This window comes from Alloalcanivorax gelatiniphagus, assembly GCF_005938655.1.
Classification (GTDB): Bacteria; Pseudomonadota; Gammaproteobacteria; order Pseudomonadales; family Alcanivoracaceae; genus Alloalcanivorax; species Alloalcanivorax gelatiniphagus.
On record NZ_VCQT01000046.1, the window covers coordinates 249,039 to 270,543 of the forward strand.

A 21,505-nucleotide genomic window follows, 5' to 3' on the forward strand; every position below is an offset into this window, starting at 1 on the left:
GGTGCGGGCTCATGGGGCGGACTTCACGGTGTCGGAGGAACCGGCGCGGCGCAGCGACCACTGCCGCAGCCGTTCCAGGTACAAATAAACCACCGGCGTGGTGTACAGCGTCAACAGCTGGCTGAACGCCAGCCCGCCGATGATGGTGATGCCCAGCGGGCGGCGCAACTCCGACCCTTCCGACAGGCCCAGCACCAACGGCACGGCGCCGAGCAGGCCGGCCAGATTGGTCATCAGGATCGGCCGCAGGCGCAACAGCGCCGCCTGGCGGATCGCCGCCGCCGGGGCCAGCCCCTGGCGGCGCTGGGCGGCCAGGGCGAAATCGATCATCAGGATGGCGTTTTTCATGACGATGCCGATCAGCAGAAACAGACCGAGCAGCGCGATCAGGCTGAACGGCGTGCCGCTGAAGCGCAGCGCCAGCAGCGCGCCGACCCCGGCCGGCGGCAGGGTGGAAAGAATGGTCAGCGGATGCAGGGTGCTTTCGTACAGCACCCCCAGCACCAGGTACACCGCCACCAGCACCGCCAGGATCAGCATCGGCTGGCTCAGTTCACCGGTCAGGTTGGGGCCGCTGCTTTCCGGCGCCACATGCACCTCGGTGGGCAGCATCAGCCGGTTGAGCATGGCGTCGATGGCGGCCTGGGCTTCGGACAGCACCACCCCCGGCGCCAGGGCATAGCCCACCCCCATGGAGGCGAACTGGCCCTCGTGGCGCACCCGGTCCGGCGCCATGCCGTAATGCCAGGTGGCGAAGGTGGACAACGGCACCCGCTGGCCGTCGGCGGTGAGCACCTGCAGCTGGCCCAGCACCGAGGGGTCGGCGGTGTAGCGCGGGTCCAGCTCCATCACCACCCGGTACTGGTTCAGCTCGTCATAGAGGGTGGCCACCTGGCGCTGGGAAAAGGAGTTGTTGAGCACCGTGGCCACGGTGCGCATATCCACCCCGTAGCGGCGCGCCGCTTCCCGGTCGATGTCCAGGGTGATCTGGCGGGTCTCCTCGTTGCCAGCATCATCCACGTCGGTAAGCTCCGGCAGCTGCTGCATGGCATTGGCCACCTTGCGGCCCCAGATATCCAGCGCTTCCAGGGAATCGGAGCGCAGAATCAGTTCGTGCTCGCTGCGGCTGAACGGGCTGCTGAGCATGATGTCCTGGTCCACCATCAGAAACAGAAAACCACCGGCCACCGGCGGCGCCGCCGCCCGCAGCCGGTTCACCACCTGCTGGGCGGACACGCCGCGCTCGGCGCGCGGCTTGAGGCGGATGGTGAGCTGGGCGTTGGTCAGGCCCCGGTCGCCGCCGGAAGTGCCGGTGACATCGGCCACCGCCGGGTCGTCCAGAATCAGTTGCCGGAACGCTTCCACCTTGGGCTGCATCACCTGGAACGAGAAGCCGTCGTCGCCGCGCACGAAGCCGCGAATCTGTCCGGTGTCCTGCTGGGGCAGCGTGGTCTTGGGGATCGCCACGTACAGATAGAGATTGCCGCCGATCACCGCCGCCAGCACCAGTAGGGTCACCACATGGTGGCGCAGGGCCCAATCCAGGCTGCTGGCGTAGCCCTGGCGCAGGTCCTCAAACAGGGCGGCGCTGCGGCGCGCCAGCCGCCCGGGCACCTTGTGGCTTTCATCCTTGAGCCAGCGCGCGCACAGACTGGGCGTCAAGGTCAGCGACAGGGCCAGGGAAATCAGCATGGCCGCCGCCAGGGTCAGGGAAAATTCCCGGAACAGCTTTTCCACCACCCCGCCCATGAACAGAATGGAGACGAACACCACCACCAGCGCCAGGTTCATGGCCAGCAGCGTGAAGCCCACTTCGCGGGCGCCGGTGACCGCCGCCTGCACCGGTGGCAGCCCCGCCTCCCGGTGGCGCTGCACGTTCTCCAGCACCACGATGGCGTCGTCCACCACCAGGCCGGCGGCCACGATCAGCGCCATCAGCGACAGGTTGTTCAGCGAAAAACCGTAAAAGTACATCACCGCGAAACTGCCGATCAGCGACACCGGAATCGCCACCGACGGAATCAGCGCGGTGCGCACGCTGCCCAGAAACAGCCACACCACCAGCACCACCAGCAGCACGGCGATCAGCAGCGTGGTTTGCGCCTCGCTCAGGGAGGCGCGGATGCCCGGCGAGCGGTCCATCACCACCGACAGCTGAGTGTCCGCCGGCATCAAGGCGCGCAGCGCCGGCAACTCCTCCCGGATGGCGTCGATGGTGCTGACGATATTGGCGCCGGGCTGACGGCTGATCTCCACGATCACCGCCGGCCGCTGATTGTGGAAACCGCTGGTGTAACGGTTCTCCACCGAATCGGTGACGGTGGCCACGTCGTCCAGCCGGGTCACCGCGCCGTCGCCGGCCCGCACCACCAGGGGCCGGTATTCGGCGGCCCGGTCCAGGGCCTTGCTGAGGGTGATGCCCCAGCGTTGCCCGCCCTCCTCCACCACGCCCAGGGGCTGCAGAGCATTGGCGGCGCTGATCGCCGCGCCCACCTGGTCCAGGGCGATACCCCGGGACACCAGCGCGCCCGGGTTGAGCTGCACGCGCACCGCCGGCAGCGAGGCGCCGTCCACCCGCACCTCGCCGACGCCGCCAATCTGCGCGATCTTCTGGGCCAGTACCGTGGAGGCGGCGTCATAGAGCTGCGCCGGCGACAGGTTCGGCGAACTCAGCGCCAGCCCCATGATCGGCGCCTGGGACGGATTGATCTTGCGGTACTGCGGGTTGCCGGGCATGCCGGCGGGCAACTGGCCGCGCACCGCATTGATGGCCGCCTGCACTTCGCGGGCGGCCTCGTTCAGATCCCGGTCCAGCTCGAAGATCAGGACGATGTCGGTGGAGCCCTGGCCGCTGCGCGAGGAAATCGAGGTGACCCCGGAGATGCCGCCCAGGGAACGTTCCAGGGGGGTGGCCACATTGGCGGCCATGTTCTCCGGGCTGGCGCCGGGCAGGTTGGCGCTCACCGTGATCACCGGCAGGTCCACCTGGGGCAAAGGCGCCACCGGCAACAGCCGCCAGGCCAGCAGGCCACCGAGCACCACCGCCAGGGCGATCAGCACGCTGGCGATGGGCCGCGCGATGAACAGCGCCGCCGGATTCACCGGGCCGCCTCCCCCCGGCGCCGGGACAGCCGGTCAAAGAACAGGTACACCACCGGGGTGGTGAACAGGGTCAGCACCTGGCTGACCAGCAGCCCGCCCACCATCACCAGGCCCAGCGGCTGACGCAACTCCGCGCCGGACCCGCCGGCCAGCATCAGCGGAATGGCGCCGAACAGGGCCGCCAGGGTGGTCATCAGAATCGGCCGGAAGCGCAGCAGCGCCGCCCGGTGGATCGCCTGGCGCGGATCGAGCCCTTCGTGGCGCTGGGCGTCCAGGGCGAAGTCCACCATCATGATGCCGTTCTTCTTGACCAGCCCGATCAGCAGCACCACGCCGACCACCGCGATCAGATCCAGCGGCCGGCCGGTGAGCAGCAGCGCCAGCAACGCCCCCACCGCCGCCGACGGCAGGGTGGACAGAATGGTGAGCGGGTGGATAAAGCTCTCGTAGAGCACCCCGAGCACGATATACATCACCACCACCGCCGCCAGAATCAGCCACAGGGTGTTGGCCAGGGACGCCCGGAACGCCTCGGCGGCGCCCTGGAAGCGACTCTCCACCTGACCGGGCAGGCCGATCTCCCCCTGCACCTGCTGGATGGCGTCCACCGCTTCGCCCAGGGACGCGCCCGGGGCCAGGTTGAACGACAGGGTGGCGGACGGGAATTGCCCCTGGTGGTTGATCTGCAGGGCGCCGCTGCGTTGGGTGACCCGGGCCAGGGTCGCCAACGGCACCGGCTGGCCGTCGCCGTTGCTTACATAGGTGCGCTCCAGGGCCGGCAGCCCCTGGGCGAAACGGGGGTCCGCCTCCAGGATCACCCGGTACTGGTTGGACTGGGTGAACAGGGTCGCCACCTGGCGCTGCCCGTAGGCGTCGCGCAGGGCATCGGCGATGTCCGCCACGCGGATGCCCAGCCGCGCGGCCATGTCCCGGTCGATATCGATGTAGGCCTGGGGGGCGCGCTGCTGCAGGTCGCTGGCGACGTCACGCAGTTCCGGACGTTCCGCCAGCGCCGCCACCAGCAACGGCACCCATTCCGACAGCACGTCGCTGTCAGGAGTGGTCAGGGAAAACTGGTACTGGGTGCGGCTGACCCGGTCCTCGATGCTCAGCTCCTGCACCGGCTGGAACCAGGCTCGAATACCGTCCACCTTGGCGGCCCGTTCCGACAGGCGGTCCATCACCGTCCGCACCGATTCGTCCCGGTCGCCGTGGGCGGGCAGATTGATCAGCATGCGACCGCTGTTCAGCGCCGTGTTGGTACCGTCCACGCCGATGAACGAGGACAGGCTGGCGATGCCGTCATCTTCCAGCAGCGCCGCCGCCAGCGCCTGCTGGCGCTCACCCATGGCCTGGAACGAAATACTCTGGGGCGCCTCGGTGATCACCTGGATCACGCCGCTGTCCTGCACCGGGAAGAAGTCCTTCTTCACCGCCAGATAAAGCAGGCCGGTGAGCGCGATGGTGGCCACCATCACCAGCAGCGTCAGGGTCTGCCGCGCCAGCACCCAGGTCAGAGCGCGGTCATAGCCCGCCAGCACCCGGTTCATCAGCGACGGGGCCCGCGGGTCCTGGTCCGGCGGCCGGCGCAGCATGCGCGCGCTCATCATCGGCGTCAGCGTCAGCGAGATCAGCAACGACAGGCCGATGGCCACCGCCAGGGTCACCGCGAACTCATGGAACAGCCGCCCCACCACGTCGCCCATGAACAGCAGCGGAATCAGCACCGCGATCAACGACACCGTCAACGACACCAGGGTGAACCCGATCTCCGCCGCGCCACGCAGGGCGGCGTCCAGCGGCGACGCGCCCCGCTCCCGGTGGCGGGCGATGTTCTCCAGCATGACGATGGCGTCGTCGATCACGAAGCCGGTGGCGATGGTCAGCGCCATCAGCGTCAGGTTGTTGATCGAGTAGCCGGCCATGTACATGAACACGAAGGTGCCCACCAGCGACAGCGGCACCGCCACACTGGGAATGATGGTGGCCGGCACACTGCGCAGAAACGCGAAGGTGACCAGCACCACCAGGCCGATGGCGAACAGCAGTTCGGTCTGGGTGGCGCGCACCGAGGCGCGGATGCTCTCGGTGCGGTCGGTGAGCACCGCCACGTCCACCGACGCCGGCAGGGTGGCGGTGAGTTGCGGCAACAGGTCGCGGACACTGTCCGCCACCTCGATCACATTGGCGCCGGGCTGGCGCTGGATGTTCACCAGCACCGCCGGCTGGCGATCCGCCCAGGCCGCCAGGAAGCGGTTCTCGGCGCCATCGACGATGGTGGCCACGTCGCCCAGCCGCAGCGCCACGCCGTCCCGCCAGGCAATGATCAGGTCGCGGTATTCCGCCACCGAGCGGATCTGATCGTTGGCCTCCAGCATGGTGCTGCGGAACGGCCCGTCGAAACTGCCCTTGGGCTGGTTCACGTTGGTGGCGGCGATGGCGGCGCGCACCTCCTCCAGGCTGACGCCGTAGGCGGCCAGCGCCATGGGGTTGGTCTGTACCCGCAGGGCCGGCCGCTGGCCGCCGGCCAGACTCACCAGGCCGACCCCGGACAGCTGCGCCAGCTTCTGGGCGATGCGGGTGTCCACCAGGTCGTGCACCTCGGGCAACGGCAGGGTGGCGGAACTGATCGCCAGGGTCAGGATCGGCGCGTCCGCCGGGTTCACCTTGCGATAAATGGGCGGCGTGGGCAGGTCGCCGGGCAGCAGGTTGTTGGCGGTATTCATGGCCGCCTGCACCTCCTGCTCGGCCACGCCCAGATCCATGGCCAGGTCGAACTGCAGGGTGATCACCGAGGCGCCGGCGGCGCTGGTGGACGACATCTGCTTGAGGCCGGGGATGCGCCCGAGCTGGCGCTCCAGGGGCGCGGTGATGGTGCGGGCGGTGACCTCCGGGCCGGCGCCGGGCTGGAAGGTGAACACCTGGATCACCGGATAATCCACCTGCGGCAGCGCCGCCACCGGCAGCAGCCGCCAGGCCAGCAGGCCGGCCATCAGCAACGCCGCCATCAGCAGCGAGGTGGCCACCGGGCGCAGGATGAACGGGCGCGACATGCTCATGGGCGCCGCCCCCGCCATCGGGCTCGCCGCCGACCCGCGGCGTGCCGGGCAATCACGGACTCGGGCTCGCTTCGGTGATCACCTCACGGCCCTCGCGCAGCCGGTCCAGCCCTTCCAGCACCACCTGCTCGCCACCGCCATCGGGCTCGCCGCCGACCCGCGGCGTGCCGGGCAATCACGGACTCGGGCTCGCTTCGGTGATCACCTCACGGCCCTCGCGCAGCCGGTCCAGCCCTTCCAGCACCACCTGCTCGCCACCGCTCAGCCCCTCTTCCACCGCCACCCGGTCGCCCTCGGTGGGGCCCAGGGTGATGCGGCGCAGGGTCGCCTTGCCGTCTTCCACCAGATACACATAGGTGCCCTGGGAACCGTACTGCACCGCGTCGCTGGGAATCACCACCGCCTCGTCCAGGGCGCGCAGTTTCAGGCGCACATTGACGAACTGATTGGGGAACAGCAGCCCCTCGGCGTTCTCGAAGCGGGCTTTCAGGCGCAGGGTGCCGGTGGCGGTGTCGATGCGGTTGTCCACCGTGGTCAGCTGGCCGCTGGCCAGCACCCGGCTTTCGTCCCGGTCGAGCGCGTCCACGGTCAGCGGCCGGTCGTCGCCGCGGGCTTCCAGCAGTTCCTGCAAACGGGTTTCCGGAATGGTGAATTCCACCGCGATGGGCGCCATCTGGGTGATCGTCACCAGGCCGTCGGTGTCACCGCTGCTGACCAGGTTGCCGGCGTCCACGGCGCGCAGCCCCAGGCGTCCGGAGATCGGCGCCTCGATGCGGGTCCAGGACAGTTTCAATTCGGCGTCGGCCACCGCCGCCCGGTCCGTGGCCACGGTGCCTTCCAGTTGTTTCACCCGGGCCTTTTGCTGATTGAGCTGCTGGCCGGCGATGGAGTCCTGGCGGTCCAGCAACTGGTACAGCTCCAGGTCTTCCCGGGCGCCCTGCAACTCCGCCAGATCCCTCTGGTATTGCCCCCGGGCCTGATCCAGCGCCACCTGATAGGGGCGCGGGTCGATGCGCGCCAGCAGGTCGCCTTTCTCCACCCGGGCGCCTTCCTCGAAGCCCACTTCCACAAGCTGACCGTCCACCCGGCTGCGCACCACCACCGTATTCAGGGAGGTGACGGTGCCGATGGCGCGTACCTCCACAGTGAGCTGCCCGGTGGTGGCGGTCACCGTGCTGACCGCCACCGGGCCGTCCCAGGCGGCACCCCGGTGACCACCGGCCATACCACCATCCGGGGAGCGGCCCAGCAACCACCAGAGTGCCAGCAACAGCACCACCACAACGAGCGCGAGCACCCAGCGACGCCGGCGGGGCCCCGGCCGGGAAGAAAGAGAGGATTCGGACATGGAATCAGACCAGCATGGGCGCGGGTCGGCCCATGGCCGCCCCACCCTTGAACGTATTAGTGACGCACGGACCGCCGGCGCCCCGAAAAATGATAATGAGTTGCATTCTAAGAACGCCCGGCGCCCTCGGCAACCATGCATTCTCCGGACGCTCTATTTACGATCACCGAAACCTTTTCCGGTTCAACCCGGTGGCGTGGCAGCCACCCCGTCCGGCTGGATCGGCGGCCCTTCGGCCACGCGGATGCCGGCCACCGCCTGGGCCACGGTCACCCCCATCAGCAGCCACATGGGCAGCATCCAGTTACCGGACAGGTCATAGAGCGCCCCCAGGGTCACCGGCCCGGTGGCCGCCAGCAGATAGCCCAGGGACTGGCACATGCCGGACAGACCCGCCGCCACCCGGGCGTCGGCGCCGCGCACGCCCATCAGGGTCAGCCCCAGGGCGATCATGCAGCCCTGCCCGAAGCCGAGCAGCACCACCCACACCACCGGGGCGCTGAGCGGTGCCGCCAGCAGCCCGGCCATGCCGATCAGCGGCGGCAGCTGCAGCAGCCCCACCGCCAGCCGGCGGCGCCGGCGCAGCAGGGCGAACAGCAGCGGCGCCAGAAAGTTGGCGGGCATGCCGGTAATGGTGAACAGGGTCAGCAGCCGCCCGGCTTCCGCCTCGCCGAGCCCGGCGTCCACATAGAATTTGGCCAGCCAGGCGGTGAGCGTATAGAACAGCAGGCTCTGGGAACCGAAGAACAGGCTCAGAATCCAGGCATCGCGCTGCCGCCACAGGGACGGGCGAGGGCCGGCCACGGTGCCGCGCAGCGGCTTGACGCGCAGCATCGGCAGCCAGGCCAGGGCCCCCACCAGGGCCACCGCGCCGCTGGCCGCCAGCGGCCAGCGCCAGTCGCCCTGGAACAGATCGCGCACCGGCACCGCCAGCGCCGCCGCCGCCGAGGCCCCGCAGGACATGGTCACCGAATAGAGGGCGGTGACCGCCGCCACCCGGTGGGGGAAGCGCTGGCGCACCAGCCCCGGAGTGAGCACGTTCATCACCGCGATGGCGGCGCCCATCACCAGGGTGCCCCCCACCATCAGCCAGTAGAACCCGAAGGCCCGGGCCATCAACCCGGCCAGCAGCAGCCACAGCACCATCAGCAGCGCCCGCTCCAGGCCCAACCGGTCGCCCAGGCGCGGGGCGAACAGCGACAGCACCGCGAAGCACAGCAACGGCAGAGTGGTCAGCAGCCCCAGGGAGGCGGCATCCAGATTCAGGTCCTCGCCAATGCCGTCGGCGAGCGGCCCCAGCACCACGATACCGGTGCGCATATTGGCCGCCAGCAGCATCAGCGCGACCAGAAAACCCAATAAAGGCCCGCTACGGCGCAGGGCGCCGGGGGTCCGGGAGGATGGAGACATGAACGGCCTCGAAAACAATGAAGTAAATACTTAAAAGCGCAGCACACAAGGATAACGCAAAATCGTTGACCTTTGCGCCCCGAAACGGGTTATTGCCGCGGGTCCTCGGCGTACACCACCAGCCGCAGGTGGCGATCCTCGTCCACGATCAGGGTGCTGTGCTGGTAGACCCGCGGGCCGTCTTCCCCAAGCAGCCGGCGCGCGCCGCTGCACGGCGCCACCACGTCCTGGCTGCGCCACCCTTCCAGAAATTCCGGCGACACCCGCTGCAGGGTTTCCACCAGCCCGGTCATGGCCGGGTCGCTGGCGGCGCGCACGAAATCCCGCCGGAAACTGGCCAGCATGCGCGGCGCATCATCGTGCCAATCCACGAAGCGCCGGCGCAGGCCGTCGTCGGTGAACAGCAACCACAGCAAATTGCGCTGCTCCGCCGGCCATTGCTGGAAGCCGAACAGCGCCTCGGCGGCCCGGTTCCAGGCCAGCACGTCCCAGCGCAGGTTCAGCACATAGGCGGGGTGATCCGGCCAGTCGTCCATCAACCGGCGCACCAGCGGCGGCACCGTGCACCAGGTGCGGCCGGGCTCCACCGGCGGCCGGTTCTGGGCCAGCAGAAACAGATGCCGGCGCTGGGTGCCGTCCAGTTTCAGGACCCGGGCGATGCGTTCCAGCACCGGCGAGGAGACGCCGATGTCACGGCCCTGCTCCAGCCAGGTGTACCAGGTCACCCCCACCCCGGCCAGGGTCGCCACCTCCTCCCGGCGCAGGCCGGGGGTGCGGCGGCGGCCGGACTCCGCCAGCCCCACCTGCGCCGGGGTAATCGCCTCCCGGCGGGCGCGCAGAAAAGCGGCCAGTTCATGGCGGGTTCGTTGCAGGCGCGGCACGGTCATGGGGCCCTCCTCGGGGCGCATTGGGGCTTACCGGGTGTAATAGCATAAACAGCTAAATTGTAATGCGATAACCAGAGCACAGAATAGCGCCTCCCAACTCTTTGTGGAGCATTCCATGGCGTCCCCCCCTCGCGCCGGCGTACCCGGCCTGCCGGTGTTGCTGCTCGGCGGCTTCGTCACCATCTTCGATCTGTTCGTGGTCAATGTGGCCATTCCCAGCCTGCAGCGGGATCTGGACGCCAGCTTCGCCCAGATCGGTTTCGTGCTGGCCGGCTACGAGCTGGCCTTCGGCGCTCTCCTGATCACCGGCGGCCGGCTCGGCGACCGCTTCGGCCGGCGCCGGCTTTATCTGCTCGGCATGGCGCTGTTCACCCTGGCTTCCCTGTGGTGTGGCCTGGCCGGTTCCGCCACCGGGCTGATCGTGGCGCGTTTCTTCCAGGGCGCCGCCGCCGCCCTGCTGTTTCCACAGATTTATGCCTGCCTGCGGGTGCTGTACGCGCCGGAGGCCCAGCGTCGGGCGTTCGCCTGGCTGGGCATGACCCTCGGGCTGGCGGCCATCGCCGGCCAGGTGGTGGGCGGCGCCCTGGTGCATCTGGATGTGGCCGGGCTGGGCTGGCGCACCGTGTTCCTGGTGAATCTGCCCATCGGCCTGGTGACGCTGCTGCTGGGCGGGCGCATCGCGGAAACCCGGCTGGCGGACAAGCCGTCCCTGGACGGCGCCGGTCTGCTGTTGGCCGCCACCGGCCTGACCCTGTTACTGGTGGCGCTGCTGGAAGGGCCGTCCCATCATTGGCCGGCCTGGTCCTGGGCGTTGCTGCTGGCGGCCGGCCTGTTGTTGGCGGCCTTCGTGCGCCAGCAGGCCGGGCGCGGCCGCCAGGGCCGGATGCCGCTGGTGGACATGGCGCTGATGCGCCAGCCTGCCTTCGCCCTGGGCTGCCTGTTGGTGATGCTGGTCTATTCCACCTCCAGTTCCTTTTTCCTGAGCTTCGCGCTGCTGGTGCAAACCGGACTGGGCCTGGACCCGCTCCAGGCCGGCCTGCTGTTCGCGCCGGCCAGCGCCGCCTTCATGGCCTCCTCGCTGCTGGCGGCGCGCTGGGTGGCGCGGGCCGGCACACGGGTGCTGGTGGCCGGCGCCGCTTTCTATGCCCTGGCGCTGGCGGCCATGGTGGCGCAGATCGGGCTGAGCGGGGCCGGCGGCCCGTCAGCCTGGTGGGTGCCGGTGCTGATGCTGGTGGGGTTCGGTCAGGGGCTGGTGATGACGCCGCTGCTCAATCAGGTGCTGGGAGTGGTGGCGCCGGATCGGGCCGGCATGGCCTCCGGCGTGGTGGCCACCCTGCAACAGGTGGGCGCGGCCCTGGGGGTGTGCGTGATGGGCATCCTGTTCATGGGCGGCCTGCGCGACGCCGGCGGGCTGGATCCGGCGACCGCCCATGTGCGGGCGTTCGTGGCGGCCATGCTCTATAACGTGGTGGCGGCGGCGTTGTGTTGCGCGCTGCTGTGGGTGCTGCGCCGGTGGCAGCAGCCGGCCCGGTGAACCGCTACCACCAGTCCAGGAACGCCGGCCCCAGGGACATGCGGGGCCGCGAGCGTTGCCCGTCCTCGATGCCCTGCTCCGTCTCCATGGCCTCCACCCGGGCGCGGGCCGCTTCGAACAGTGCCGCCGGATCGTCCAGGCCCTGACTGTCCAGGGCCTCGCCATAGAGCGCCTCGCTGAACCAGGTGCGTTCCGAGTCGTCACCGCAGCCGAAGGAGGTGCGGTCGCCGGCGGCGGCGGTGAAGATCAGCCGGCGACGGTCCGCCAGGGGTTCGATCCACTGGCCGGAGTAGCAGGCCGACACCACCAGCCACAGATAACGGGGACGCATGGCGTCGAGCCAGCCGTGCAGGTCCGCCGGGGTCAGGTCATTGAGGCGCAGGCCCGGCTGGTTGAGCACCAGCTCGCCATCGCGGCCACCGTGGCTGACCAGATGCACGAAGATCAGATCCTCGCGGGGATCGGCGATGCTATCCAGCGCGGTCAGCGCCTCGTGCACACTGGTGCGGGTGGCCAGCGGCAAACCACCGTGGTCACCGTTGGCCAGGGTCAGCAGGTGGCCCCGTGGGTCCCAGTGGGCGCCCAGGCGTTCCGCCACCCATTGCACTTCGCGGGTGAACACCGTCTGGCGGCCGTCGCCGCCCACCAGCAGCACATAGATATCCCGCTGGCCACGCTTTTGCGGCAATAACGCCGTCAGCGCCCGCTGCAGCCGTCGTTCCTCGGAATAGAGCCGCTGCTCCACGTGCTCGGCGCGCTGCCGGCGGCGTTGCTGGTAGCCGTCCGGTTCGGAGAAAAATTCGCCGTGGGAGAAAAATCCCTGTTCGGTGGTTTCCTTGCCGTCCGCATTGACGGTAATGCGCCGGCCCGGGCCATCCAGAACGCCCTGCTGGAAATGGCCCCGGCGGCGTTCGCCGTCGGCCAGGAACAATTCCCCCTCGCCCTGGAAAAAGCCGTCCTGGAAGCCACCGTGGTAAACCCGCTCGCCGTCGTACAGATAGTCGCCCTGGACGATTTCACCGTCGGCGAAGGTGCCCCGGTAAACGCCGCCCTCGGCGCCGGTCCAGGTGCCTTCACCGTGGGGTTGCCAGTGGCGCAGCGCGCCCTGGTAAATGTCGCCCTGGTCGTACTCCACCCGGCCCTGTACCGGTTCGCCGCCGGCGAAGGTGCCCTGGTAAACCATGCCCTGGCAGACATAGCGGCCCTCGCCCTCCGGCAGGCCGGCGACGAACTGGCCTTCATAGACGCAGCCGTCCGGGTCCTTGAGGCGGCCGTCGCCCTGCATCAGGCCATCCACGAACTGGCCTTGGTAGCGCCGGCCGTTGGGCCAGGTCAGCGTGCCCTGGCCGTGGAAAAGCTGATCGCGGCGTTCACCGTCGTAAACGGCGCCGTCGGGCAACCGGTAGTCGCCGGGCAGTTGCTCCGGCCCGCAGGCGGCCAGCAGCACGGCACCGTAGCACAGCAGAGCGGCAAGCAAAGGGCGTGGCATGGAAGTCCTCTAGGGCAACATGAAGCGGGCCAGCCGCGAGGAAGTCTGGCGCAGGTTCTCGCACAGCAGGCGGGCGATGTTTTCCATCATCAGCGCGGCGGCATGGGGCTGCCGCCGGCGCAATTGTTCGAAGCCCTTACGGGTCAGCACCACCAGGGTGGTGTCCTCGGCGGCCCGTACCGTGGCCGAGCGCGGCTGGTGGTCCACCAGCGCCATTTCGCCGAGGGAGTCGCCGGGGGTCAGGTGGGCGATCACCGCCGCGCCGCCGTCCTCGCCCTGGGCCTTGAGAATATCCAGGCGGCCGCGCACCACGAAACAGACAAAATCGCTGCGGTCGCCTTCCCGGCACACCGTGTCGCCGGCCGCCACCCGGTTGACGAACACCAGCTTCTCGGCGTCCGCCAGCTGTTCCGCGTCCAGGCCGTTGAACAGGCGCATGCGCGCCAGCACTTCGGCCACCGCCACGCTCATCAGGCGGTGCCGCCCACCGTCAGCGCGTTGACCCGCAGGGTGGGCTGGCCCACCCCCACCGGCACCGACTGTCCGTCCTTGCCGCACACGCCGATGCCGGTGTCCAGGGCCAGGTCGTTGCCGACCATGGAGATGTTGTTCATCACTTCCACGCCGCTGCCGATCAGGGTGGCGCCCTTCACCGGGCAGACGATTTTGCCCTTCTCCACCAGGTAGGCCTCGCTGGTGGAAAACACGAAGCGCCCGGAGGTGATGTCCACCTGGCCACCGCCGAAGTTCACCGCGTAGATGCCCCGGTCCAGGCTGGCCAGGATTTCCTCGGGCTCGGATTCGCCGGGCAGCATGTAGGTGTTGGTCATGCGCGGCATGGGCAGGTGCGCGTAGGATTCCCGGCGGCCGTTGCCGGTGGGCGCCACGCCCATCAGCCGGGCATTGGTCTTGTCCTGCATGTGTCCCACCAGGCGGCCCTTTTCGATCAGCACGTTGTAGCCGCTGGGGGTGCCCTCGTCGTCCACGTTCAGGGAACCGCGCCGGTCCGGCAGGGTGCCGTCGTCGACCACGGTGCACAGGTCCGAGGCCACCGGCTGGCCCATCTTCTTGCTGAACATGGAAGTGCCCTTGCGGTTGAAGTCCCCTTCCAGGCCATGGCCCACCGCCTCATGGAGCAGCACGCCGGGCCAGCCGGGGCCGAGCACCACCGGCATGGTGCCCGCCGGCGCCGGCTGGGCTTCCAGGTTCAGCAGCGCCTGACGCACCGCGTCCCGGGTCCAGCTCTCCAGGCGGCCGTCCTGGCGCAGCCAGTCGTAGGCCACCCGGCCACCACCGCCGGCGCTGCCGCGCTCGCGGCGGCCGTCGCGCTCGGCGATCACGGAAATACTGAAGCGGATCAGCGGGCGCACGTCGGCGGCCAGGGTGCCGTCGGTGGCGGCCACCAGCACCACATCCTGCTCGCCGCTGAGGCTGACGGTGACTTCCTTCACCGCCGGGTCCAGGGAGCGCGCCAGGCGGTCCATCTCGCACAGCAGCGCCACTTTCATTTCGCTGCTCCAGCCGGGCAGCGGGTCCAGGGCCTCATAGCGCCGGGGCACCGAGCGCGCCGGTTCGATGCGCACCGGCTTGTCACCGCCCTGGCGGCCGATGGCGGCGGCGGCGTTGCCGGCCTGCCGCAGGGTGTCCAGGGAGATGTCGTCGCTGTACGCGAAGCCGGTCTTGTCGCCACTGACGATGCGCACGCCGGCGCCCCGCTCCAGGTTGAAGCTGGCGTCGCGCACCAGGCCGTCCTCAAGCACCCAGGCTTCATGGCGGCTGTGCTGAAAATAGACGTCGGCGTAGTCGGCGCTGCCCGCCAGCTTGCCGCCCAGCAGCGTTTGCAACTGGTCGGTGCCCAGGTCGGCGGGCGCCAGCAGAATGTCGGACGCCAGGGAAAGGCGTTCGCTGTCAGAGAGCCGTTCTTGGTCAGAGATCCGTTCTTTGTCAAAGCTCATAGGGACCGCTCACTTGGAATCGTTGATGGGTATGCACCGGCAAGCCGGAGCGTACGGTTTCGAGCACCGCCGGGTCCACCAGCCCCAGCACCACGCCGGGTTCGTCGCCGCCCTCGGCCACCACCCGGCCCCAGGGGTCGATCAGCTGCGAGTGCCCGTAACTGGCGCGCCGGTCGCTGTGCCGGCCGCATTGGTTGGCGCCGAGCACGTAGCAGCCGCTGTGGATGGCGGCGGCGCGCAGCAGCACCTGCCAGTGGGCGGCGCCGGTGGTGGCGGTGAAGGCGCTGGGATAAACGATCAGGTCGGCGCCGCCGTCGGCCAGGGCCCGGGTCAGCAGCGGGAAGCGCAGGTCGTAGCAAATCGCCAGGCCCACCCGCAGGCCGGCCACGTCCGCCAGCACCACCTGGTCGCCGGCCTCGAACACGTCGGACTCCCGGTAACGGCCCTGGGCGTCGGCCACGTCGGCGTCGAACAGGTGCAGCTTGTCGTAGCGGGCCTGGATGCGGCCATCCGGGCCGGCCAGCACCGCCCGGGTGCGCACCCGGGGCGCCGGCACGGCGCTGCCGTCCGGCCGGGTCAGGGCCGGCAGGCTGCCGCCCAGTATCCACAGGCCCAGATCCCGGCCCCGTTCGCCCAGCCATTGGCACAGGGCCTCGTGGCGCTCGCCCAAGGCCCGGTAGTCGACCCCGTAACCGGCGAAGTTTTCCGGCAGCACCACCAGCCGGGCGCCGTCCTCGGCGGCCCGGATCAGGGCGCCGTCGGCGGCGGCCAGGTTGGCGTCGGTGTCGGTGCCGCTGGTCATCTGCACCGCGGCCACCCGCGTGGCGTTGCTCGCTTTACTCAAGAAAACCCTCCGTTTCCTTGACCTTGGGCTCGCCCCAGGGCCCGGAAACCTGATATTTCATGGTGGTGGTCTTGTCCAGCTTATCACCCCAAAGGCGCTCCACCACAAAGATGCCGGCGCATACCGCCGGGCCCGCCAGGCAACCGGCGTAGAGGTTGCTGGAAAGCGGCAGGGTCATGCCCACTTCCAGGTCCAGGGTGCGCTTGTCGAGCTGCGCTTCGCCGCTCACCTCGAAGGCCGCCGACGGCGAGGCGATGGCCAGCTTGCGGGTGGTCAGCAGCGGCCCCTGGAAGCGGAAATCGCCGTCGATGCCGTCACAGGACAGGCCTTCCCGGTACAGGTCCGAGAAGTCCAGCCGCAGACGGCGCTGCAGGTTGGCCAGGTTGACGATACCCAGCACTTTCAGCAACGAGGTGCGGCCTTCCGGGTCCGGCAACTGGCATTCGCCGATATCCAGGGTGGCGGTGCCGTTCAGGTCCAGGTAGTCCGGCCGCAGGGGCCAGTCGTTCCAGGCCAGGTCCACGTTGGCCCGGGCGTCGTCGGTGACCACCAGCGCCGGCATGCCCAGCGCCTGCAAGGCGGCCTTCAGATCGTCGGAGGCGATGCTGCCCTGGTAGCGGCTGCGCTGGCCCTGGCCAGCCTCGGTCCAGGTCAGTTGGCCGTCCAGATTCAGGTGGTTCCACTGGCCACGCAGGCCGTCCACGCGCACGCCCCCGTCGATGGGTCGCAGGCGCCCGGACCAAGCGCCCAGGGCCTGGCCGCCCAGGCGCAGGTCGTGCAGGTCCACGTCCATGATCGGCACCCGGGAGGGCTGGATCGGCGGCGCCGGGCGGCCTTCACCGCCATCGCCAGCGGCCTTGTCCTCGCCGCTCAACGGATTGGCCGGCAGTCTCAGCCGATTCACGGTCAGCGCCAGGGGCGTATCACCCCGGGGCCGGTAGTTCTCCGGCAGCCGCACGGTGCCGGCCACCGCCGGGCTGGCCAGCCCCAGTTCCCAATCGCGGCCCCGGGGCGCGGCGCTGAAGCGGGCGCTGGCCAGTTCGCTGCCGAACAGGTCGAGCCGGTCGATGGACAACGTCACCCGGTTGATCAGGTCGCTGGCGCCGTTGCCGCCTTTTTTGCTGCCCGGCCGGCCCGGGTCGCCCGCCGGCGTCAGATTACCGATGAAATCGAGCCAGTCCGCCGCCGACGCCCGCGCCACCCGGCCCTCGATGTTCAAGCCCCGGGCCGGCATCGTTGGCAAATCGCCGCCGCCCAGGCGCAGCGCGCCGGCCAGGCTGTTGTCGCCGAGCACGAAGCGGCCTTCGCCCAGGTCGCCGTAGAACACCGTCAGTTGCTTGGCGCGGCCCTGCTGGCGCCATACCAGGCGGCTGCCGCGGGCCTGATTGGCGGGTTTGCCCAGGGGCGCGGGGGCGTCCACCTTGACCCCTTCCAGGGTGGACCGGCCCTCCAGGCGGAACGGGCGGCCCTGCCAGGGCATGGCCAGTTCCAGTTCCAGCGGCAGGGTGCCCGAGGCCGGCGCCAGCCAGTCCGCGTCCAGCCAGTCGCGCAGCCGCTTCACGTCCACCTTGCCGGTGAGCTGCATCTGGCTGTCCGGGCCCCGGGTCAGCCAGCTGCCCTGGAAACGGGCGCCCAGGGCACGGCCCTCCAGGGTACGCAGAGTGATGCCGCGCTTGAGATGGAAATACACCGGCGCGGTGACCTCGGTGAGGGTCAGATTGAGCGGGTCGTTGCGCAGGGTGATGCCCTCGCCGCCACCGTCCACGATCACCATGGGGGCCGGGCCCGGCCGGGCCAGGGGCAGATCCAGCAACAGGTGGCCGTTGACCCGGCCATCGCGGAACCGCCAGTCCAGCAGGCCGTCGGGCAGTTGCTTGCTCAGGGGGCTGTCGTGGAACAGCCGGTCGAGATCGGCGGCGGGCCCGTTGGCAAGGCCCTGGATCACGATATGACGCTGCTCCGGCGCCGACACCTCCGGCAGATCGATGCTGACGTCGGTCACGTCGCTATTGAGCAACCGCCCGCGATCGGCGTGCCCGGTGACGCGGCGGCCGTCGATCAGCACCTGGGCGTCCACGCCGGTGGCCGCCGGCCAGTCCGGCAGGAACGACAGGGTCACGTCACGGGCCTGGAACAGCATCTGGAAGGTGCGATCCTGCTGGCGCTCCGGTTCGATCTTCACCGGCCCCTGGTAGAGGAACCGGCCCCGCTCCAGCTTGCCGCCCTGGAACGCCTGGGCCAGCCAGTCGCCCAGCGAATCCTTGAGCTTCTCCAGGGGAATATAGTGACTGGCGCGGGCGCCGTTGCCGTCGATCACATCGGCGAGCAGGCGCAGTTCCGGCACCGGCAGGCTTTCGCCGCCGTCCACCCGCAGCATGGCGACGCCCCGGGCGTCGGCGTTGGCGGCGCGCAGTACGCCGCTCTCCAGCCGCCACCGGTCGTCACCGATGTACCAGCGCAGCGGCCCGTTGAAGGCGGCACTGAGCGGGTGATCGTAGAGTCGCGGCACGGTCAGTTGCAGGGGCTCGCCGTTGACCCGGGCCACCCCATGGGTGGCGGTGCCGGCCAGCCAGCCGGTCAGCCCGGCCACCCCCGGCACCCGGTCCAGGGCATCGCTGGCGAGGCCGGCGAAACGGGCCTGCAGGGCATCCACCCGGCCTTCCTCGCCCTGCATATAGACCGCCTCCAACACGCCACGGGGCTCGTGTTCACGGAGCCAGTCGCGCACTTTGTCCAGCCCTTCGGGCAGCACGAACGGCCATTGGGCGAGCTGCCGGGTCAGGGCGTGGATGGCCAGATCGCGGCCCTCTAAATGCCAGCGACGGCGTTCCCCGTCGGTGCGCCAACGCAGCGCCACCGGGCCCGGCGCCACCGCCCCCGCCGGTGTTTCGCCGGTGAGCGATGTCACCGACAGCTGGCTTTCACCGTCGCTGCCATGGCGCCACAGGGCGTCCAGGTTCAGGTCGCTGAGCGGCCATTGGTGGGTGCCGTCGGTGAGGGTGGCGTGCGACCTGGTCAGCCGTACCTGGCCGTCGCTCAGTTGGCCGTCACGCACCCGGCCCCAGGCGCGCACCTGGCCGTTCAGGGTAGCCAGATCCAGGGGCCAGTCGCGGCTCTCCGGCAGCCACTCCTGCAACCGCTCGCCCTGCACGTCCAGGTAGCCCCGGCCGTTGACCTGCTCCAGCGACAGGGGCGCGCCGTCCAGGCTGAGCCGGGCGTCCACCGAGAACGGCCGGTCGCGGGCGGTGACCCGCACCGAAATATCATGCTGGTCGCCATCGTTGACCATGGCCAGGGTCAGGGACGAGGCCGCCAGCGGCGGCAAACCGGGCCAATCCAGGGAAAAACGGGCGTCCTCGATCTGGATACGGTCCTGGCGATAAAGGGTGCGCAGGGCGTCCTTGGGGTCGCCGCCTTCCCGGCGCAGGGCGTCCAGGCCGCGCAGGCGGATGCCGCCGTCGGCGTCACGGACCAGATGCAGGTCGACGCCGCGCACGCTCAGTTCGCGCAGATAGGGTTGGCGGTGCCACAGGGTGGGCAGCACCCGCACGCTGACCGCGACCTGATCCAGGCGCAGGGAGGGTTCGCCGTCGGCGTCCGGCAGGGTCAGACCGCGCACCTGGAAACGGGGCGACAGACCGTCCATCTCGCCGCTCAGGTCCTCGATCTCGATGGGGAAGCCCAGGCGCTGCTCCAGCAGCGTCTCCAGGTCGTGCCGGTAATCCGGCACCAACAACATCAACTGTCGGGCCACCACCACATAGCCGGCAAGCAGCAATACCGGCACCGCCACCAGCCACCAGAGCTGGCGGCGCAGGGTGTTACGCCAGCGCGCGCTGCGGTTCGTCACTGCCAATAGGGAACTCCGGCCCATTCCAGGAGCGATACGGTCTCCGCCAGGGGCAGACCGACCACTCCACTGTAACTGCCCGTTATGGAGGCCACCAGTGCCGCGCCCCGGCCCTGGATGCCGTAGGCGCCGGCCTTGTCCAGGCCCTCGCCGGTGGCGGCGTAGGCGGCCAGGGTGGCGCGGTCCAGCTGGCGCAGACGTACCCGGGTTTCCGACACCGCCAGGCGGTGGTTGTCGGCGAGCCTCACACAGACCGCCGAGATCACCCGGTGTTCCCGGCCGTTGAGCGTTTCCAGGGTGGCCAGGGCGTGGTCGGCGTCGTCGGGCTTGCCGAGAATCCGGTCGCCCAGCACCACCGCGGTGTCGGCGCCCAGTACCGGGCCACCCGCCGGCGCGCCGCTGGCGCCGGCCGCCGCTTTCTCCCGGGCCATGCGCTCCACATAGGCGCGGGGCGACTCACCGGGGGCCGGGGTTTCGTCGATACCGGGGGCGCGCAGCACGGTGAAGGGCACGCCGATCTGGGCCAGCAGCTCGGCCCGCCTCGGCGAACCGGAGGCCAGATAAAGCAGGGAGCGGGTGGCGCTGGCCATCAGCGCACCAGGAAACGCAGCTGTACCCAGCGCAGCAGCCCGCACATGGGGCGCCAGATCACGGCGCTGGCAGCGGCGGAATAGAGAATCGTATAGGGCGGGTAGAAGGTGCGGCCCACGGACTCCTGGATCAGGTAGGCGAGCAGTTGCGCCGACCCCACCAGCAGGAACACCACCGCGCTCTGCTGCAACAGGGGAAACACCCGCATGCGCTTGTAGGCGGCCAGCATGAAGTAGGCCCCCAGGGCATAGGCCAGGGCCCACTGGCCCAGGGTGGTGCCCACCAGCACGTCCTGGTAGAGGCCCACCATGAAGCCCCACAGCACGCCGATACGGTGCGGCAGGGACAGCACCCAATACAGCAGCACCAGCAGCATCCATTCCGGACGCACCCAGTTGAGGGTGTCGTTGAGGGGCACCACTTCCAGCAGCGCCGCCAACAGGAAGGTCACCAGGATCACCCCGGTGCCGGCGGGACGCTCGCTATTGATTCGCATCGGCTCCCTCCGTCGCGCTGGCCTCGGCGCCGCCGTCGGCATTCATATCCGGGGCGCTGACCGGCTCCATGGACTGCACCAGCAGCACATGGCTGACCCGGTCCAGATGGGCGGTGGGCTGTGCCTCGATGTCCGAGAACGAGGCGCCGGATTGGTGGTTCACGCTGACCACCCGGGCCACCGGGTAGCCACGCGGATAGAGCTTGCCCAGGCCGGTGCTGACCAGCAGATCGCCTTCGCGGATGTCGGCGGTGTCCGGCACGTACAGCAGCCGCAGGCGGCTGCCCTGGCCGGTGCCGGCGAGAATGGCGCGCACCCCGTTGCGGTTCACCTGCACGCTCATGGCGTGGCTGGCGTCGGTGATCAGCAGCACCCGGGCGGACAACGGCCCGGTTTCCACCACCTGGCCAATCAGCCCCTCGGAATCCAGCACCGCCTGCCCCTGGGTCACCTCGTCGCGGGCGCCCTTGTTGATCACCAGTTCCTGGCGGTTGGGGTCCGGATCGACGCCGATGATCTCCGCCACCAGCACCGAGGCGTCCAGATTCGCGGACGAGTTGAGCAGCTCGCGCAGGCGGGTGTTTTCCGCCTGCAGCACCGCCAGCCGCTGCACCTTCTGCTCCAGGATCAGTACCTGGCGCTCCAGGCGCTCACGGGATTCCATCAGGCGGGTGCGGGTTTCGGTCAGGCGCATGAAGCTGTTGCCGGCGTCCACGGGCAGGTGCGCCAGATATTGCACCGGCGCGGTGATGTAGCCGAGCACGTACCGCAACGGGTCCACCCAGCGGCTGCGCTGATCCAGGCCGATCAGCACAACCGCCAGGACCAGGGCGATCAGCAGGCGATAGGTGGGGTTGGCGGAGGACATGGGGCTAGGGCCTGTTCACACTACTTGCATCACGCCTGCTGGATATCATTTTGGTCTCCAGCCAGGCGGAGG

Annotated in this window: 15 protein-coding genes; 1 reads left to right on the plus strand and 14 read right to left on the minus strand. The window is 69.6% G+C overall.

The window, feature by feature from the left end:
- Positions 1-9 precede the first annotated feature (9 nt).
- From FGS76_RS18765 to FGS76_RS18785, 6 genes are all read right to left on the minus strand, one after another.
- Positions 10-3,102 (minus strand): efflux RND transporter permease subunit, encoded by a 3,093-nt coding sequence (locus FGS76_RS18765; protein WP_138774184.1) that lies wholly within the window; start codon positions 3,100-3,102, stop codon positions 10-12.
- Positions 3,099-6,161: a multidrug efflux RND transporter permease subunit gene (locus FGS76_RS18770; RefSeq protein ID WP_138774185.1), complete on the minus strand. Its 3,063-nt coding sequence runs from the start codon at positions 6,159-6,161 to the stop codon at positions 3,099-3,101. The genes FGS76_RS18765 and FGS76_RS18770 overlap by 4 nt, the downstream gene beginning before the upstream one ends.
- Before the next feature lie 52 nt (positions 6,162-6,213).
- Entirely contained in the window at positions 6,214-6,336 is a 123-nt protein-coding gene (locus tag FGS76_RS19820; RefSeq protein WP_276607940.1) for a hypothetical protein, read from the minus strand.
- Entirely contained in the window at positions 6,337-7,458 is a 1,122-nt protein-coding gene (locus FGS76_RS18775) for an efflux RND transporter periplasmic adaptor subunit (protein ID WP_240692605.1), read from the minus strand.
- A 234-nt stretch (positions 7,459-7,692) separates the two neighbouring features.
- Complete coding sequence (locus FGS76_RS18780) at positions 7,693-8,919, minus strand: MFS transporter (protein WP_138774187.1); 1,227 nt, start codon at positions 8,917-8,919, stop codon at positions 7,693-7,695.
- A gap of 89 nt (positions 8,920-9,008) precedes the next feature.
- Complete coding sequence (locus tag FGS76_RS18785; RefSeq protein ID WP_138774188.1) at positions 9,009-9,806, minus strand: helix-turn-helix transcriptional regulator; 798 nt, start codon at positions 9,804-9,806, stop codon at positions 9,009-9,011.
- Positions 9,807-9,921: 115 nt separating this feature from the next.
- On the opposite strand from FGS76_RS18785, the gene FGS76_RS18790 reads away from it, so the two are divergent.
- Positions 9,922-11,340, plus strand: a complete 1,419-nt coding sequence (locus FGS76_RS18790; RefSeq protein ID WP_138774189.1) for an MFS transporter — start codon at positions 9,922-9,924, stop codon at positions 11,338-11,340.
- Between the two features lie 4 nt (positions 11,341-11,344).
- On the opposite strand, the gene FGS76_RS18795 is transcribed toward FGS76_RS18790, so the two are convergent.
- The 8 genes from FGS76_RS18795 to mreC are packed head-to-tail and all read right to left on the minus strand — an operon-like array spanning position 11,345 to position 21,433.
- Positions 11,345-12,829, minus strand: a complete 1,485-nt coding sequence (locus FGS76_RS18795; RefSeq protein ID WP_138774190.1) for a C13 family peptidase — start codon at positions 12,827-12,829, stop codon at positions 11,345-11,347.
- Positions 12,830-12,838: 9 nt separating this feature from the next.
- Positions 12,839-13,300 carry a cyclic nucleotide-binding domain-containing protein gene (locus tag FGS76_RS18800; RefSeq protein ID WP_138774191.1) on the minus strand — a complete coding sequence of 154 codons (462 nt, stop codon included), beginning with the start codon at positions 13,298-13,300 and terminating at the stop codon, positions 12,839-12,841.
- Positions 13,300-14,784 carry a metalloprotease TldD gene (gene tldD, locus FGS76_RS18805; RefSeq protein ID WP_138774192.1) on the minus strand — a complete coding sequence of 495 codons (1,485 nt, stop codon included), beginning with the start codon at positions 14,782-14,784 and terminating at the stop codon, positions 13,300-13,302. Before tldD ends, FGS76_RS18800 begins: the two co-directional genes overlap by 1 nt.
- A complete protein-coding gene (locus FGS76_RS18810; protein ID WP_138774193.1) occupies positions 14,774-15,628 on the minus strand; it encodes a carbon-nitrogen hydrolase family protein in 855 nt (284 codons plus the stop codon). The genes tldD and FGS76_RS18810 overlap by 11 nt, the downstream gene beginning before the upstream one ends.
- Positions 15,621-19,478, minus strand: coding sequence for a YhdP family protein (locus FGS76_RS18815; protein WP_170214518.1), 3,858 nt, complete (start codon positions 19,476-19,478; stop codon positions 15,621-15,623). Before FGS76_RS18815 ends, FGS76_RS18810 begins: the two co-directional genes overlap by 8 nt.
- Positions 19,475-20,068: a Maf family protein gene (locus tag FGS76_RS18820; protein WP_138774195.1), complete on the minus strand. Its 594-nt coding sequence runs from the start codon at positions 20,066-20,068 to the stop codon at positions 19,475-19,477. Before FGS76_RS18820 ends, FGS76_RS18815 begins: the two co-directional genes overlap by 4 nt.
- Complete coding sequence (mreD, locus tag FGS76_RS18825) at positions 20,068-20,565, minus strand: rod shape-determining protein MreD (protein WP_240692606.1); 498 nt, start codon at positions 20,563-20,565, stop codon at positions 20,068-20,070. Before mreD ends, FGS76_RS18820 begins: the two co-directional genes overlap by 1 nt.
- On the minus strand, positions 20,552-21,433 hold the full coding sequence (gene mreC, locus FGS76_RS18830; RefSeq protein ID WP_138774196.1) for a rod shape-determining protein MreC: 882 nt from the start codon (positions 21,431-21,433) through the stop codon (positions 20,552-20,554). Before mreC ends, mreD begins: the two co-directional genes overlap by 14 nt.
- Between the last annotated feature and the right edge of the window lie 72 nt (positions 21,434-21,505).